Raw genomic sequence first — 16,386 nt, 5'->3', positions numbered from 1 at the left:
AACCTGATCGTTGGAGTCGTCCTTGGGAGTTGTCGTGGAGCGCGATCCGCTGCGCCTGGCGTGGAAAACATCTCCTGTCCGTCATCTCGTCGGATTTGGTCTTCTGGCCCTGGCGGGCCTTTTGATCCTCGTGGGCTTCGACCTCGTCCACGTCATCGTCGACCGGGCGACCGGGGGAGCGGGCGGCTGGAACGCGCCGGCGTCGTTCCTGCGGATCGCCATCGCGCCGCCGGCCGATCTCCGGGCCGATCCCATCGTGCTGTTTCCGGGCTTCCTGCTGGGACCTCAGGCCTTCGCGCTGGCATCGATCGCCGGCATCCTGCTCGTTCCCCTTCTTCTCGGCCTGATTCTGGTCGGCTTCGAATGGCTGGTGGTCGGGATCGGCCTGAGGATGCTCACGAAGACCCAGTCGGCGGCCCTCGACGTCATCCTCAAGGTGCCGTCCGCCTCCCATGACGAGGTCGCCATGGTGACGGCCCTGGCCGGCCGCGGACTGGCCCGGGAAAGCGGCGTGCTGGGCTCGAGCCTTCTCATGCCGGTGAAGCTCGGCGGCATGATCGGGCTTGCCTGCGCCTATGTGTTCGTCATGGACTGGCACCTCGGCGTCGCCCTCGCGGTGGTCCTGACGCTGGGTGCGGTCGTGAGCGCCCGCCGCTCCCTGCTGCGCTTCGATGCCACCGCCGCCCGGCACCGGGAGGGCGACGAGGCGGAGAACGTGTTCGCGGATCTGGAGCATCGCATCCCGGCTCTGCGCGCTCACGGCACCGCCCCTTACGAGCGGAACCGGGTACGCGAGGCGCTGGTGCTGAGCCATCGGCCCGTGATGCGGTGGGAATACCGCCTGGCCTTGGCCGAAGCGGCCTCCGCGGCCGTGCTCATGGTCGCTCCTTTGTCGATCCTGGCCCTCGGCGCGTGGTTCTCGCAGGAGCGTCCCATCACGGCCGGAACGGTGGCGGCCTGCGTGCTCGCGGCGGCGCTCGCCGCCTACGGCACCCGGGAGGTGGTCCAGTGGCACCGGCTTGCCTTGAGAGCGCGGGCGCTTCTCATCGATCTCGGCAAGGGATTGGGACCGCTGAAGCTGCGCGCGGCCCTGAAGGGCAAGGCCGTCCTGCCCGACAGCGGCGCGCTCGTCGCCCAGGGCGTCTCGGCCTACGATCCCGCCAGCGGCGCGCGGGTGACCTCGGTCAACCTGAACCTCGCCTTCCCGTCCCACGTGGCCCTGGTCGGCGACGGGGATGCGGGCCCGCGACTTCTCGCGGCCCTCATGAGCGGCCAGATTCCTCCGTCCTTCGGTCGTCTCACCTATGGAGGCATCGAACTCTCCGCCGCCGATCCGGTGGAACGCAGCCGGCGCATCGCCTTCACGGGCAGCACGGTGCTGATCGAGGGCAGCCTGAGGGACAATCTGCTCTACGGCGCCTCGGCCCCGGAGGGCGAGCTCCAGCACCGCCTCTCCGAGGCCATCGCGGTCACGGGCCTCGACCGCCTGACCCATGCCCGCGGCCTTTCGGGAACCATCGATCCGGAGCGGGAGCCGAAGCTGGCCGCCGCCATCGTGGAAGCACGCGGCGCCGTGCAGGCGGCGCTCGCCGCCGAACAGATCGACCGCTTCGTCGATCCCTTCAGCGCCACGCGCTACAACCGCTATGCAACCATCGGCGAGAACCTGCTCTTCGGGAAGCCGATCGGGGATTCCTTTCAGGAAGACCGCCTGTCGAGCCATCCCTTCGTCCGGGCGATCCTGGAGGCCAACGAGCTGACCAAGCCGCTGGCCCGGATGGGGCTGTCGATTGCCACGAGCATGATCGAGATCTTCTCCGACATTCCGGATGGATCCCCGCTCTTCGAGCGCTTCTCGTTCTTCTCGGCGGCGGACCGTCCCTATTTTCAGGATCTCGTCGACCGCAGGAACGAGCAGCGGCGCAGCGACCAGACCTCGCGGGACCGGGAGCGCCTGATCGGCCTCGCCCTGCGTTACAATGAAAGCCGGCATCGCCTCGGCCTGCTCGAACCCGCCATGGAAGAGCAGATCCTCGTCGCCCGCGCGGATTTCGCCCGCATGCTGCCGGTGAGCCTGAAATCCTCGATCGAGTTCTATGACGAGGGACGTTTCTGTGCGGCGGCCAGCATCCAGGACAACCTGCTCTTCGGACGCATCGTGGCCGATCAGGCCGGCGCTCTCGAGGCGGTGCAGGAGGTGACGCGCCGCATCCTGACGCAGCGGGGCCTCGACGGCGAGGTGTCGCGCATCGGGCTCGACACGCCCGTCGATCCGCAGGGCGACGACCTTACCTTGACCGAGGTCGCAGCCGTCGATCTGGTGCGCGGGCTCGTGCGCCGGCCGAGCATTCTCGTGGTGCAGCGGGCTCTCGACGGCCTGCCCGGACCCGCCGCCGACAGGCTCGTCACCAACCTTCGCCGTGCCTTCGTCGGACGCGGGCTGATCCTCGTGACGCCGTCGATCTCGCCGGCCATGGATCAACCGCCCTTCGATGTCGTTATCCATTTCGAGCGGGGCGAGCCGGTGGTGGATCGCCGCACCAGACCTCTCGAGGCGCTGAGTGCGTGATATATTTACCTTGACCTGCCGTCCCGCTCGGGGGCAGCTTATCGATGTGCGCCAGCGCACATAAGCAGGGTTTTCGATTGGTCATGATCCAGAGATGGTAAGGCGTGTTGCATCCTCTGACGCGTTGCGGGTCCGGTTCTGGGGCATTCGCGGCTCCACCTGCGCATCCGGCCCCCAATTCGTCGAGTTCGGCTCGCATACGCCGTGCGTCGAAGTCCGCTGCGGAGAACGCCTGTTCATCCTCGATGCGGGAACCGGTCTCTCGGCTCTGGGCACGGAACTCGGCGCCACCGCGCCCGAGAAGATCGACATTCTCCTGAGCCATCTTCATCTCGACCACATCAGCGGCCTTCCCTTCTTCAAGCCCGCCCTTCTCGCCAAGGAGCGTGTGATCCGCACCTACTGCGGCCACCTGGACGGGGAAAGCGCGATGGAGCCCTTGAACCGCATCTTCGCTCCGCCGCTTTTTCCGGTACGCCTCGGCCAGCTTCCCGCCCGTTTCGAGCATCACGGCTTCAGAGCGGGCGACCCACTCGTCCTCGACGACGGAGCGCGGATCGAGACCCACCTCCTGAACCATCCCGGCGGCGCCACGGGTTTCCGCATCAGCCATCGGGGCCGGAGCATCTGCTACATCAGCGATGTGGAACACAGCGACCCCTGGCCCGATCCCAGCCTCGCGGAATTCGTGCGCAATACCGACCTGATGGTCTTCGACGGCATGTTCTCCGACGCCGAATATTCGTATTGCCGCGGCTGGGGCCATTCCACCTGGCAGAAGGGTGTCGAGCTGGCGCAGAGCGCCGGCGTGAAGGCATTGGCGATCTTCCACCTCTATCCCGGCCACGACGATTCTTTCCTGAGAGCCGCCGAGGCCGAGATGCAGGCCATCATGCCCACAGCCTTCATGGCGCGCGAGCGCCAGTCCTTCGTTTTCGAACCGGTGGAGGACGACCTGCACAGCGACTGTGCGGCACATCCCACAGAAGCCGAGGAGGCACGATCCGCCGCCATGAAGGACTTCGCGACCTGAGCAGCGGTGCGCCGGTCAGTCGTTCGAAGCTTCACCCCTCCGGCCTGCGAAAGACGCCCTGCACCACCTGCCCTCGCCCGATCAGTTCGGGTGGCGGGTTGGTCCAGTCCACTTCCTGTGGCTGGCGCCCGTGCCAATAGACCATCCAGCGGCCCTGCGGATCTTGATACACGCCGTAGATAAGGTGCCCGCGCCAGCGGCGACGCGAGAGCGCGGGGATGAGATCGCGCAGGCCGCGCATCAGCAGCCATGTGGCGCCGATGAAGGTCAGCGGCACGCTGACGAGCCAGAGCGCCTGGATGAGTTCGGGCCAGGTGTGGAACTTCGAGAGCCAATCGGCCCATGCGGAATAAGGCTGCTCCATCGCGACAACTCCCTTGAGCGAGGCGACCACCAGCGGGAGCTGGTGGCCGGGGAGTTGAGAAGCCGTCCGAGGGCGGCCGCGATGACCTTTAGGCTTTCGCCCTGGACATGCGCCATCGCCTCCCCGACCGTGAGGTTGGGAAGGCATCGTTGACGGCCGATACCGGCCGCCTCGGATCGGGGTTCTCACGCCCCGGAACCGGATGCGTCCGGCTCCGGCGACGAGGTAACACGCAACAGGGGTGCGGGGTCAATGGCCCGACGCATTCTCCACCACGTCATCACCGGCCTTGTGCCGGTGATCTCGCTTGGAGAGACGCGGCGCTTGTCATTCCGGGACGCCGCAGGCGAACCCGGAACCCATAAACACAACGGCTCAAGATAGCGCGCCGCATCCCGACTCTTCTCGCACTGCCAGCGGTTATAGGTCTCCACGCCTCCGGCGCGCGCCCGGAATGACAGGAGAACGTCGAATTGAGTCCCTGCCGAAAACCGGGTCCACTTTTCCGTATGATGCGATAAGGTGCCCGCCACTCATCAGGCAGGCCTTTTCATGTCAGCTCCCATCCTTGTCACCGGTGCGGCCGGTTTCATCGGCTACCACGTGGCGCAGCGGCTCCTGGCCGACGGCCATCAGGTGGTCGGGGTCGACAGTTTCACGCCCTATTACGACGTGAGCCTGAAGGAAGCCCGGTTCGAAAAGCTGACCCCGCACAACACCTTCCTGGGCGAGCGCCTGGATCTTGCCGACGCGCAGGCGACGCGCGACCTTTTTCAGCACCACCGTTTCGAGAAGGTGATCCACCTCGCGGCCCAGCCGGGCGTGCGCTTCGTCGATCCGCAGCCCTATGCGGCGTCGAACCTCGTCGGCTTCATGAACATGCTGGAAGCCTGCCGCCATGGCGGGATCCAGCACCTCGTCTATGCTTCGTCGAGCTCGGTCTATGGCGCAAACCGCACGCTGCCCTTCTCCGAGCACGACAGCGCCGATCATCCGATCAGCCTCTATGCCGCCACCAAGAAGGCCAACGAGATGATGGCGCATTCCTACGCCTATCTCTTCGGTCTGCCCTGCACGGCCTTGCGTTTCTTCACCGTTTACGGCCCCTGGGGCCGGCCCGACATGGCAGTCTACAAGTTCACCCATGCCATCGCCGAGGGTCGCGAGATCCAGGTCGCCAATGCCGGACAGGTCTGGCGCGACTTCACCTACGTGGAAGATATCGTGGAGGGAGTCGTGCGGCTGGTCGACAAGTCTCCCTCACCCGATCCTGCCTGGAACCCCGAGCATCCCGATCCGGCCACCGGCCCCGCGCCGCACCGGATCTACAACATCGGCAACGACTCTCCCGAAGAGGTGAACCGCTTGGTCGCGATCATCGAGGACGCCCTCGGCAAGAAAGCCAAGCGCGTGGACGTTCCGTTGCCTCCGGGTGACGTCCTGGAAACGCGCGCCGACGTGACGGACCTGCGCCGCGACGTGGGCTTCGCGCCCGCCACGTCGCTGGAAGAGGGCATCAGGCGTTTCGTGGCCTGGTATCGCGACTATCACGGGGCGTGAGATGGACTCTGTGAGGAATCTCGCTTTGGGCATCCTGGGCCCGCTCGAACGCGAAAGCGTGCTTCTCGGCCTCATGGTTCTTTCCGGGCTGCTGTCGGCGGCATTGATCATAATCCTCATGCCGCTGCTCCAGCGCTATGCCCTTGCCCGGCCTAATGCCCGCTCAAGCCACCGCATTCCAACACCGCAAGGCGGGGGCATCGCAGTTCTTGGCGCAACGATTATTCCGGTTGCCATCCTTGCCTTCACCCTCGCGCCCGACATCAAGCTGAATTGGGGCAGCGGACTTGGTTTCCGCTTTGTCTGGGTCGTTCTGATCGCCGCCATCGGCCTTGCGGTAGTGGGCGCCGTCGACGATATTCGCCCCCTGCCCGCCATGCATCGCCTGCTGTTGCAGATCCTGGCGGTGGCCGCGGTCGTTATGGCCACAGGCAACCGCATCCTCCCCAACTGGATTCCTGAGGGCATCGAGTTCGCCCTTCTCGTTTTCGGCGGTGTGTGGTTCGTGAATCTCGTCAACTTCATGGACGGTCTCGACTGGATTACTGTCTCCGAGATGGTGCCGATCACGGGCTTTCTCGCGTGCCTCGGCTTCATCACAGACATGCCTACCGTTTTCGTTGCAGCCTGCCTCTGCGGCGCCCTCCTCGGCTTCGCCCCGTTCAACAAGCCAGTCGCCCGCCTTTTCCTCGGCGACGTAGGCTCGTTGCCTATTGGGCTTCTCGTCGGCTGGATGCTGCTGCAGCTCGCCGGGACCGGGGCGCTCGCGGCCGCGATCCTGCTGCCGCTCTATTACCTGATGGATGCCACGATCACCCTGCTGCGCCGCCTCGCGCGACGTGAGAAGGTGTGGGAGGCGCATCGCAGCCATTTCTACCAGAAGGCCACCGACAACGGCTTCTCGGTCCTCCAGGTCAACGCCCATGTTTTCGGACTCAACCTTGTCCTGGCCGGTCTCGCCGCTATGACCCTTGTCTGGTCCTCGGGCGCGGTGCAGATCGCGGCGCTTAGCCTTGGCGCCGTTCTCGTCGGCCTGGTTCTCAGGCGTTTCTCGCGTCCCCGCGTGTCAGTACCTTTGGAGGTTTCCCGATGAATGCACCCCTGATTGCCCTGACCGGCGCCACGGGTTTCATCGGACGACATCTCCTCAACGAGCTGCCCAGGCGCGGCTACCGGGTCCGGGTGCTGCTGCGCCGCCCCTCGGAGGTGCCCGCCGGCGCGTCGAGCGCGGTGATCGGCGATATCGCCTCCCCGCACAACATGGCGGCGGCGCTTCGCGACGTGGACATGGTGATCCACTCGGCGGGTCTCGCCCATGCCATGTCGGGACGGCCGGAGGACGATTACCGGACCATCAACACCGAGGCGACCGTGAAGCTCGCCCAGGCGGCCGAGCGGGCGGGCGTGAAGCGCTTCGTATTCCTGTCCTCGATCCGGGCCCAGACCGGCCCGACGGCGGAGGGCATTCTGACCGAAGCCCGGGAGCCCCGCCCCACCGATCCCTACGGCCGTTCGAAGCTCGAAGCCGAGCGGGGCCTCTCCGCCCTCGGGCTCGACTGGACGGCTCTTCGCCCCGTGCTCGTCTACGGCCCCGGCGTGAAGGGCAACATGGCGGCGCTTCTGGCGCTCGCGCAATCGCCTTGGCCCCTGCCCCTCGGCGGCCTGAGCGCCAAGCGTTCGCTCGTCTCCCTCGACAATCTCGCGGCCGCCGTGGACACGGTGCTGCGCGCGCAAGGTCCCCTGAAGCGGCCTTTCATCGTGGCCGATCCGGAACCGGTGACGATTCCTGAAATCGTCACGGCTCTGCGCAAGGGGCTCGGGCGCGGCCCCGGTCTCGTCCCGGTGCCGTCGTTCCTCCTGAAGGGAGCTGCCGCCCTTGCGGGCCGGAACGAAGCCTACGAACGGCTGGCGGGCGCGCTGGTCGCGAGCCCCGAAGCCCTACGGAACCTGGGATGGCGGCCGGTCAGCTCGACGCGAGACGCGCTTGCTGAACTGGCTCGACAGGCTGGGGCGCGGGCTTCCGGCGCTTGAATTCCGGGATCGCGTCCTCGAACACCTGCTCGGCCAAGGCGCGATCGCCCTTCGCGATGGCGCGGTCGAGGACCTGCAGCCACTGATCGACCCGGTCGCGGTCGGCGAAGATGGGCTTGGCCGCCATGACGCCGTCGATGCCGATTTCCGTGCGCGGCTCCTCGCGGGCGAAGAGGATCTCGTGCAACCGCTCTCCGGGACGCGTGCCGGTGACCTGGATCTCGATATCCTCGCCGGGCTCGTAGCCGGCGAGCCGGATCATCCGCTCGGCGAGTTCGTAGATCTTCACCGGCTGGCCCATCTTGAGCACGTAGACCGAGGCGCGCTCGTCGCCGTTGGTGCGCTCCGTCAGGGCGCGGCTCTCTTCCGCGTGGGACGCGGAGGTGAGCACCAGATCCGCCGCCTCACGGGTCGTCATGAAGTAGCGCACCATGTCCGGATGGGTGACCGTGAGCGGTCCGCCGCGGGCGATCTGCGCCTTGAACTTGGGCACCACGGAACCGACCGAACCCAGCACGTTGCCGAAGCGCACGGCGATGATGCGGGTGGCGCCGTTGCGGCCCATGAACTCGGCGTCGAGCGCCTGCCCGTACATCTCGGCGAAGCGCTTGGTGGCGCCGAGCATGGAGACCGGATCGATGGCCTTGTCGGTGGAGATCATCACGATGGTGTCGGCCCCGGCTTCGACCGCCGCATCGGCCACGTTCACCGAACCGAAGACGTTGGTCTTGATCCCCTCGGTCCAGTTCTTCTCGAGATAGGGAACATGCTTGAGCGCAGCGGCATGGAAGACCACCTCGGGCTGGAAGTCGTTCATGACCTCCCGCACCCGCTCCCGGTCGCGCACGTCGGCGATGACGCCGTCCACGTTGGTGTCGCTCGACAGCAAAGTCGGGTTTTCGAGGATATGGTGCAGGGACGGCTCGGAGCTTTCGAGGATCATGAGGTCGCTGGCCCCGAAGGCGACCACGCGGGTGCAGATCTCCGACCCGATGGAGCCGCCGCCGCCCGTCACCAGCACGCGCTTGCCGCGGATGAAGGTCTCGAGCCGCTTCCGGTCGATCTGCACGGTCGGGCGCAGGAGCAGGTCCTCGATCTCGAGCGGAGCGAGCTCGGCATCGCGCATCCCCTCGCCCAGGCTCGTGACCCGCACCAGCGGCAGTCCGAGACGGCGGGCGCGGGCGAGCAGCATGTCCGGGTGTGCTTCCGGCATCAGAGCGCTCGGCGTCGCGAGCAGGCGGCGGATGGGCGTGCCCCGCTCGTGGAAATCCTGGATGACCTGGTCGAGATCGGCAAAGGTGCCCAGCACGGGCACGCCGCGCATGGCCTGCCCGAGATCGTCGGAACGCCAGGACAGGATGCCCTTGGGCTGCGTCTTTTTGACCGTTCCGGCCTCGATGGCCCGCAGGATCACTTCGATGTCGCTGCCACGCCCGAGCAGCAGGGTCGGGGTGCTGGCGTCGCGCTGCAGCGTATGGCGCGAGCGCGCATATTTCACGTAGCGGAACGCCAGCCGCGGACCGCCCAGCAGGAACATCTGGATCAGCCAGTAGAGGGCGATCGTGATCTTGCCGAAGAAGAAGGTGCCCAGGAACTGTGGCGAGACGAGAATGTAGTCCACCACCAGCAGGGTGATGGCCAGGATGGTCGCCGCCCGGAAGATATTGAACAGGTCCGGGAGGGACGCGAAGCGCCACTTGGATCTGTAGAGCTGGGAGAACCCGTAGACCACGCCCGCGAAGGCGACGAAGGGCGGCAGGAACTCAGGAAGGTGGACGAGCCGATCGTAAAGGAACGAACCCTCGAAGCGCACGTAGAAGGTCGCGAGGACGGCCACGCCCGTCATCACGAGATCATGCACAACGATGAGCGCTTTCTTGAGACCCTGCCGATTCATAACACTGCCATACCCCGAGCCTGGGGTATCGGGCCCACGCCGGGCTTTGTCAATGTAAGCTCGTAACGGACGGCATATGCGCGGAAATCATTGCCGGACGTCCGGCAGAGGGCTTTCGGCCACGATCGTGAGGCTGCCCGACTGCCTCAGAACCTTCGCCCGAATGCCGAAGATCGCGGCGAGCCGTTCCTCAGTCAGAACCGTCCCCGGCGAGCCCGAGGCTTCGGCTTTCCCCTGATGGAGCAGCACGATGTCGTCCGCGAAGCGGGCCGCCAGGGTGAGGTCGTGCATGATGGCGACCACATTCGTGCCTGCCCGGGCGCGTTCCTTCAGGACATCGAGCACGACGAGCTGGTGGCGCGGGTCGAGGGCTGCGACGGGCTCGTCGGCCAGGAGCACCGGCGCCTGGGTGGCGAGGGCTCGGGCGAGCAGCACCCGGGCGCGCTCGCCGCCGGACAGGGCCGTGACAGGCCTTGCGGCGAAGTCCTGCAGCCCGACCGAGCGGAGCGCCGAGACGACCGCCTTCCGGCCGGTCTCCGGCAGACGATCCGGCGTTTCCCCATAGGGCAGACGGCCGAGCGCGACCACGCTCGCCACCGGCAGAGGCCAGGCCACGCCGCCGCCCTGGGGCAGATAGGCGATGGCGCGCGCCCGTTCGGCGGCGGGCATCCCGACCAGGGAAGCGTCATTCACGATGACCTCGCCCTGCGTCGGCACCGCCAGACCGGCCAGGCTTCGCAGCAGGGTCGTTTTCCCCGCGCCGTTCGGACCGACGATCACTGTGAACCGGCCCGGTTCCAGGGAAAGGTCGATACCATCGAGGGCACGGCGGGTTCCGAGATCCACCGTCAGGGAGCGAGCTTCGAGACGCGTCACGCGGGCGTCTCCACCAGCTCCGCCCTGCGGCGGGCGATGACCCAGAGGAAGAACGGGACGCCGAGCAGGGCCGTGAGCACACCGATCTTCACCTCGGCGCCCGAGGGGATCAGGCGCACGGCGATATCGGCGGCAAGCAGGAGCGCTGCTCCGGCCAAGCCCGCCGGGACCAGGGTGCGGGCCGGATCGTAACCCACGAAGGGCCGGACGAGATGCGGCACGACCAGGCCGACGAAGCCGATGGAACCGGCTACGGCCACCGAGGCTCCCGTGCCGATGGCGGCGCCTGCGACGATCAGGCCGCGCAAGAGCGGCACATTGACCCCGAGGCTCTGCGCCGTCTCCTCGCCGAGTGCCAACGCCCGAAGGCCTGAGGCTGCCGACAGGATCAGGATCGAGGCCAGCACGATGAAGGGCGCGCAGAGCAGCACATGGATGAAAGAGCGGTCCTCGAAGGAGCCGAGGAGCCAGAACACGATCTCCGTCACGGCGAAGGGATTGGGCGAGAGGCTGATGGCCAGCGACGTGCCCGCCCCGGCGAGCGACCCGACCGCGAGCCCCGCCAGAACCAGCACGACGATGGTGGCGCCACGCCCCGCGACCGCCACGACGAGCGCAATGGACAGAAGCGCCCCGGCGATCGCCGCGAAAGGCAGCGCCCAGGACAGGGTGCCGATGAGCCCGAAATAGATTACGAGCACGGCCCCGAAGGCCGCGGCCTGCGGCGCGCCGAACACCGCCGTGTCGGCGAGTGGATTGCGCAACAGCCCCTGCAGCCCCGCTCCCGAGAGACCGAAGATCCAGCCCACCAGCAGCGCCAGCAGCGTGCGCGGCAGGCGGATCTCCCGCACCACGATGCTGGCCGCCCCCTGGTCGGACACGAGCGCCTTCAGTGCCACGAGCACCGTGACCGGCGCGGGGCCGATCACGAGCGACGCGACACTCAGACACCCGAGAAGGGCGATCAGGCCGTAAATGAGGGGCGACCGGGCGAGGGACATGGTTTTACGGTTTCATGGCTCCGCCCGATAGAGCACGAAACCCCGGGATGACAAAGCCTCGCCGCGTGGGCGCCATTCCGATCGAAAAGGCGCCACGCTCGCCGGAAGCGCCATCACCCGTCCTGATGCTCGCCGCGTCTGACGATGCGCATGGCCGTGATCGTCACGGGCCCGGCGCGCAGGAGGTTCATGGCCGACACGATGATCTCGGCCAGACGCTCGGGCGAGATGCCCTCGCCCTCGATGTCGAGGAGGAAGTCCTTGGCCTCCACGTATCCGCCATTGGTGAAGTCGACGCGGGCGTCGAACTTCACGCGGTGCGTGGAGGCGGGATTGGCCCGGTAGGGCTCCGCCCCAGGATCCGGATGAAAGGTCCGGGGCAGGTTCATCAGCGCATCCTTGGGAAGAACAGTCTCGTTTCCCGACATCGTTGCCGTACTCCCAGGAAACTGCTCATCACCCTCTCGCCTCATCCTGAGGAGCAGCGAAGCTGCGTCTCGAAGGAGGTTCCAGAGTGCACTGGAAACGCCCTCGTCCTTCGAGACGGTCACTGATGTGACCTCCTCAGGATGAGGGCTTGGAAGAAGCGTAGTTGTAAGCTGTTCCCTCGCCTGATGCTTTAGCGCAAGGATCCGCAGAAGCGCTGGATGCGGTTGCAGGCATCTTCCAGGGCCGCGTTGGACGTGGCGTAAGAGATGCGGAAGTTCGGGCCGAGGCCGAAGGCCGACCCGTGAACCGCCGCGACGCCCTCGGCTTCGAGGAGCTCGGACACGAAATCCTCGTCCGTCTTCAGCACCTTGCCCGAGGGCGCGGTCCTGCCGATGGCCTCGGCGCAGGACGGATAGACGTAGAACGCGCCTTCCGGCATCGGGCACTTCAGGTACTTCGATTGGTTGAGCATGGAGACGACGAGGTCGCGGCGCTCCTCGAAGGCCTTCTTGAAGACCTTGAGGTGATCCTGCGGCCCGTCGAGCGCTTCCACGGCGGCCCATTGCGAGATCGACGCGGCGCCGGAGGTCTGCTGGCCCTGCACGAAGTCCATCGCCTTGATGAGGTGATCGGGGCCGGCCGCGTAGCCGATGCGCCAGCCGGTCATGGCATAGGCCTTGGAGACGCCGTTCATGGTGAGCGTGCGCTCGTAGAGGTTCGGCTCGACCTGGGCCGGCGTGACGAACTCGAAATCGCCGTAGGTCAGGTGCTCGTACATGTCGTCCGTGAGCACCCACACGTGCGGATGGCGCATCAGCACGTCGGTGATCGCCTTCATCTCGGCGCGGGAATAGGCCGCGCCGGTCGGGTTCGACGGCGAGTTGAGGATGATCCACTTGGTCTTCGGCGTGATGGCGCGCTCGAGCGGCTCCGGCTGGAGCTTGAAGTTGTGCTCCATGGTACAATCGACGAACACAGGCTTGCCGCCGCAGAGCCCCACCATCTCGGGGTAGGACACCCAGTACGGCGCCGGGATGATCACCTCGTCGCCCGGGTTCAGGGTGGCGAGCAGCGCGTTGTAGATCACCTGCTTGCCGCCGGTGGACACGATGGTCTGCGTGGGCTTGTAGTCGAGGCCGTTCTCGCGCTTGAACTTGCGGGCGATAGCCTCGCGCAGGGGCACGATGCCGGAGACCGGCGTGTACTTGGTCTCGCCGCGGCGGATGGCCGCGATGGCCGCTTCCTTGATGTTGTCGGGCGTGTCGAAATCCGGCTCGCCGACGGAGAGGCTGATGACGTCCCGCCCCTGGGCTTTCAGATCCCGCGCTTTCTGCGTGATGACAATGGTTGCAGACGGCTTGATGCGGGAAAGGGCGTCAGACAAAAAGCCCATGGGAATCCTCCGATCGGGGCGTTAAGAAGGGAACCGTGACGGCGGCGGACCCTAATGCGGCCAAGCCGCCCAAGCAAGCAAAACAGCACGCAAAAGCAGCCCGTCGTGCACGGGCTTCCGAGGAGCCGCCTTTTCCGATGACCACATCCGTCACTCGCCGCCTCGCGCTCGGCCTCGTCGCCGGCGCGGCCCTCTTCGCCACCGCAGCCTCCGCCCAGGACTTCCCGAACCGCATCATCAAGATGGTGGTGCCCTACCCGGCCGGCGGCCCGACCGACGTGATCGCCCGCATCGTCGCGGAGGAGATGGGCAAGGATCTCGGCCAGAACGTGATCGTCGAGAACCTGGCCGGCGCCTCGGGCGCGGTCGGCACCCGCGCGGTCGCCAAGGCGGAGCCCGACGGCTACACCATCGTGTTCGGCAACAACCAGACGCACGGGAACAACATGTTCCTGCTCAAAGAGCCGGGCTACGACGCGGTGAAGGACTTTGCGCCGCTCGCGGGCGCGGGCGCCTTCGAGCACGTCTTCGTGGTCAGGAACGACCTCCCGGCCAAGACCATTCCCGAGCTGATCGAGATCGCCAAAAAGGATCCCGGCAAGCTGAATTACGGCTCGACCGGCGTCGGCTCCGGCTCGCACCTGGCGACCGAGCTCTTCATGACCCGCACCGGCATCAAGATGACACACGTGCCCTTCCGGGGCGCCGCGCCGCTGGTGACGGAGATCATGGCGAGCCGTATCGACGTGTCGAACTCGACCCTGCCCAGCGTGCTCTCCCAGTTCCAGGCCGGCCAGATGCGCGCGATCGGCATCGCGAGCCCGCAGCGCAACCCGCAGGCCCCAGACGTGCCGACCCTGCGCGAGCAGGGCATCACCGACGCGGACGCCGAATCCTGGGCCGCCTTCTTCGCGCCGGTGAATACGCCGAAGCCCGTGCTCGACAAGCTGTCGGGCACGATCATCGCGATCCTGAACAAGCCCGACGTGAAGGAGCGCATCACCAAGCTCGGTTTCACCCTGAACGTGCGCGACCCGGAGGCCTTCAAGCCCTATCTCGCCAAGGAGATCCAGACCTGGGCGGAGATCATCAAGGCGGCGGGCATCAAGGCCGAGTGAGGCTGACCGCCGGGACTGACACCCTCAAGCGTCATGGCCGGCCCTGTGCCGGCCATCTCGATACGGAGAAGAACGGCGCCTCAAGCAGTCGAGATCACCGGCACGAGGCCGGTGATGACAGATGATGGAGACGAACCGACGGAGGATCGACCATGCACTCTCACATAGGCCGCCTCATCGATCACATTCACCTGCGCGTATCCGACCTCGAAGCGAGCCGTCGCTTCTACCGTGCCGTCCTGAACGCCGTCGGCCGCGAATTCACCTCGGAGAGCCCGACGCATTTCGCCTGCGACGAGCTTTGGGTGGACCGGGCGGACGGGCCGGTCTCCCGGGTGCATCTCGCCTTTCAGGCGCGGGACAGGGAGGCCGTTCACGCCTTCCACGCAGCGGCTCTCGCCTCCGGCGGCCGCGACAATGGCGGGCCGGGAGAGCGGTCCTATCACCCGGGTTATTATGCGGCCTTCGCCTTCGACCCGGACGGAAACAATATCGAGGCGGTCCATCACGGGCCGACGGAACGCTCTCCTTCGTGAAAATTGCCTCGAGCGAAAAGCCGGATCCACATTTTCGCACGGCCCGCGAGAACCGGCACCGTGGGCTGGCCAGTCTAGCTGAAAATGTCATCAGAGATGCTCTGACGAGAAGAGTGCGGAATGAACACCGCGTTTTCATATTCAGGCAGCTTCATCAGATCATTGACGTCATCGCACTTCGACAGTTTCGACGTTCTGAATTTTGAGCTGGTGAAGACATAGCAATCGTATCGGCCTGTTCGCATGATCAGGTTATGCGAAGCGATGCGACTGCCACCAAGTTCAAGGCAGATGATCGGCTCACGAGCCAGGGTCCGTTCCGCTCCCTGCAGAACCTGCTCCTCGAAGCCCTCGACATCGATCTTGATCAGGCGGACGGATCCAACGCCCGCATCTGATAGAATTGCGTCAAGAGGCCGGACTTTTACCACACCGACCGGACGGCCGCTGGCCTGCACTTCGGGGCTCAGCGTCGCCGAGCCCATGTTGATCGCCGGCATGTCGAACAGGGTCAGTTCCTCATCGCGACTTCCTGCAGCCACCTGAAGTGCTCTGATGTTGGACAGACCATTGAGTTCGATATTGCTCATGAGCCGATCGTAGATGATTGGATGCGGCTCCAAGGCGATGACGGAACCGGTGCGCTCCACTCTCTTTGCGGCATGCAAGGACATCAGTCCGATATTCGCGCCGACATCCACCATCGTGTCGCCCGGCCTCAATACGTGGTCCAGCAGGTTCAGCGTTGCAGGTTCGTATTGCTTGTTGATGTACATGCTCATTTCGAAGGGATCAGCTTTGGGTCGAAGCTGGACCCGATAACCACCCTTCATCGTGCAGATGACCGATTCCGGAGCCAGCTTCCGCCGGATCGGGCCAATGATTTTCCTTGGGAGCGTGCCTTTGAGACGACGAGAAATGGGGCCTAGAATATCAGGAAGCATCTCTTCCTCCGTGCCTGAAGCGTCGTGTCGTCAGGAGACCGGGGACAGTTTCTTCTAGGGAAGCGGCGATGCAGATCCGCACGAGGCGCTGGGCCGTTCGCGTTTCTTGACGCATGGACTACATCCGGTTTCGGATCTGAGCGCCTGTTCGAAGATGCCGCGACGGATCCAACGCCTTCCGTTCTCCGCGAGCGCACTCAAACGGGCTCTCGACAGAACCGTATGGAAGCCCGAAAGCTTAACCACAACCTGCCACAATCGTTAATAATTAGTTAACACGGGCACTTAGCCCAGGAAGCGGAAGCAGCGCTTTCGGATAAGGCGGGAACTTTCTTGAATCGCACAAGTTTTTCTTCCGCAACCTCCTTTCGGCTGCTGGGAATGGACCGATGAAGACTTTCCAACCAAGGCACACCACGCGTGTTTCCACCCGTGCCCACCGGCTCGATCCGCGCCAGGAAAGCCGCTGCTCGCTGGCCCTCGTCATGCTGCTGGGCCTCGCCACCCTCTCCGTCATGGCCACGACCCAGACCCTGTCGGCGCGGGACACGAGAACCATCCACGTCCATTCGCTGCGATAACGCGTGAGTGAACGGCAGCCCTGTTGACGGCCTGCCGCAGACGTTTAGCTCTCC

Annotated in this window: 15 protein-coding genes; 8 read left to right on the top strand and 7 right to left on the bottom strand. The window is 65.7% G+C overall.

Translation table 11 applies throughout. The annotated features are described in order from the left end of the window. Nucleotides 1–22: 22 nt before the first annotated feature. Together DDF70_RS13540 and DDF70_RS13535 are read left to right on the top strand one after the other, a co-directional pair. Nucleotides 23–2,569, top strand: coding sequence for an ABC transporter ATP-binding protein (locus DDF70_RS13540; protein WP_114945390.1), 2,547 nt, complete (start codon nucleotides 23–25; stop codon nucleotides 2,567–2,569). 94 nt (nucleotides 2,570–2,663) lie between these two features. After that, nucleotides 2,664–3,602 carry an MBL fold metallo-hydrolase gene (locus tag DDF70_RS13535; RefSeq protein ID WP_114945389.1) on the top strand — a complete coding sequence of 313 codons (939 nt, stop codon included), beginning with the start codon at nucleotides 2,664–2,666 and terminating at the stop codon, nucleotides 3,600–3,602. 31 nt (nucleotides 3,603–3,633) lie between these two features. Here DDF70_RS13535 and DDF70_RS13530 read toward each other — a convergent pair whose 3' ends face one another. After that, a complete protein-coding gene (locus DDF70_RS13530; RefSeq protein WP_114945388.1) occupies nucleotides 3,634–3,966 on the bottom strand; it encodes a hypothetical protein in 333 nt (110 codons plus the stop codon). A 552-nt stretch (nucleotides 3,967–4,518) separates the two neighbouring features. On the opposite strand from DDF70_RS13530, the gene DDF70_RS13525 reads away from it, so the two are divergent. Genes DDF70_RS13525 through DDF70_RS13515 form a run of 3 tightly spaced genes read left to right on the top strand, consistent with a single transcriptional unit; the run spans nucleotide 4,519 to nucleotide 7,557 of the window. After that, the gene (locus DDF70_RS13525) at nucleotides 4,519–5,526 is read left to right on the top strand and encodes an NAD-dependent epimerase (protein ID WP_114945443.1); all 1,008 of its coding nucleotides are present in this window, start codon (nucleotides 4,519–4,521) and stop codon (nucleotides 5,524–5,526) included. A 1-nt stretch (nucleotide 5,527) separates the two neighbouring features. Beyond that, a complete protein-coding gene (locus DDF70_RS13520) occupies nucleotides 5,528–6,619 on the top strand; it encodes an MraY family glycosyltransferase (RefSeq protein WP_114945387.1) in 1,092 nt (363 codons plus the stop codon). Next, on the top strand, nucleotides 6,616–7,557 hold the full coding sequence (locus DDF70_RS13515; RefSeq protein ID WP_114945386.1) for an NAD-dependent epimerase/dehydratase family protein: 942 nt from the start codon (nucleotides 6,616–6,618) through the stop codon (nucleotides 7,555–7,557). The genes DDF70_RS13520 and DDF70_RS13515 overlap by 4 nt, the downstream gene beginning before the upstream one ends. On the opposite strand, the gene DDF70_RS13510 is transcribed toward DDF70_RS13515, so the two are convergent. The 5 genes from DDF70_RS13510 to DDF70_RS13490 all read right to left on the bottom strand — a co-directional run bounded on the left by DDF70_RS13510 (nucleotide 7,490) and on the right by DDF70_RS13490 (nucleotide 13,153). Then, nucleotides 7,490–9,454: a nucleoside-diphosphate sugar epimerase/dehydratase gene (locus DDF70_RS13510; RefSeq protein WP_114945385.1), complete on the bottom strand. Its 1,965-nt coding sequence runs from the start codon at nucleotides 9,452–9,454 to the stop codon at nucleotides 7,490–7,492. The genes DDF70_RS13515 and DDF70_RS13510 overlap by 68 nt on opposite strands. An 87-nt stretch (nucleotides 9,455–9,541) precedes the next feature. Then, on the bottom strand, nucleotides 9,542–10,330 hold the full coding sequence (locus DDF70_RS13505; RefSeq protein ID WP_114945384.1) for an ABC transporter ATP-binding protein: 789 nt from the start codon (nucleotides 10,328–10,330) through the stop codon (nucleotides 9,542–9,544). Further along, the gene (locus DDF70_RS13500) at nucleotides 10,327–11,331 is read right to left on the bottom strand and encodes a FecCD family ABC transporter permease (protein ID WP_114945383.1); all 1,005 of its coding nucleotides are present in this window, start codon (nucleotides 11,329–11,331) and stop codon (nucleotides 10,327–10,329) included. The genes DDF70_RS13505 and DDF70_RS13500 overlap by 4 nt, the downstream gene beginning before the upstream one ends. A gap of 113 nt (nucleotides 11,332–11,444) precedes the next feature. Beyond that, complete coding sequence (locus DDF70_RS37475; protein ID WP_205772427.1) at nucleotides 11,445–11,759, bottom strand: hypothetical protein; 315 nt, start codon at nucleotides 11,757–11,759, stop codon at nucleotides 11,445–11,447. 191 nt (nucleotides 11,760–11,950) lie between these two features. After that, nucleotides 11,951–13,153, bottom strand: coding sequence for a pyridoxal phosphate-dependent aminotransferase (locus DDF70_RS13490; RefSeq protein ID WP_114945382.1), 1,203 nt, complete (start codon nucleotides 13,151–13,153; stop codon nucleotides 11,951–11,953). 137 nt (nucleotides 13,154–13,290) lie between these two features. On the opposite strand from DDF70_RS13490, the gene DDF70_RS13485 reads away from it, so the two are divergent. Further along, nucleotides 13,291–14,271, top strand: coding sequence for a Bug family tripartite tricarboxylate transporter substrate binding protein (locus tag DDF70_RS13485; protein WP_114945381.1), 981 nt, complete (start codon nucleotides 13,291–13,293; stop codon nucleotides 14,269–14,271). A gap of 152 nt (nucleotides 14,272–14,423) precedes the next feature. Continuing rightward, on the top strand, nucleotides 14,424–14,807 hold the full coding sequence (locus tag DDF70_RS13480) for a VOC family protein (RefSeq protein WP_114945380.1): 384 nt from the start codon (nucleotides 14,424–14,426) through the stop codon (nucleotides 14,805–14,807). Between the two features lie 74 nt (nucleotides 14,808–14,881). On the opposite strand, the gene DDF70_RS13475 is transcribed toward DDF70_RS13480, so the two are convergent. Continuing rightward, nucleotides 14,882–15,751 carry an FkbM family methyltransferase gene (locus DDF70_RS13475; protein WP_114945379.1) on the bottom strand — a complete coding sequence of 290 codons (870 nt, stop codon included), beginning with the start codon at nucleotides 15,749–15,751 and terminating at the stop codon, nucleotides 14,882–14,884. Between the two features lie 389 nt (nucleotides 15,752–16,140). Between DDF70_RS13475 and DDF70_RS13470 the strand changes: the two genes are divergently transcribed. Beyond that, nucleotides 16,141–16,332 carry a hypothetical protein gene (locus tag DDF70_RS13470; RefSeq protein WP_114945378.1) on the top strand — a complete coding sequence of 64 codons (192 nt, stop codon included), beginning with the start codon at nucleotides 16,141–16,143 and terminating at the stop codon, nucleotides 16,330–16,332. Nucleotides 16,333–16,386: the final 54 nt, after the last annotated feature.

This window comes from Microvirga calopogonii (assembly GCF_003347665.1).
GTDB classification, from domain to species: Bacteria; Pseudomonadota; Alphaproteobacteria; order Rhizobiales; family Beijerinckiaceae; genus Microvirga; species Microvirga calopogonii.
Note: the sequence above shows the minus strand (reverse complement) of the source record. Positions and strands in the feature narration are given on the sequence as shown.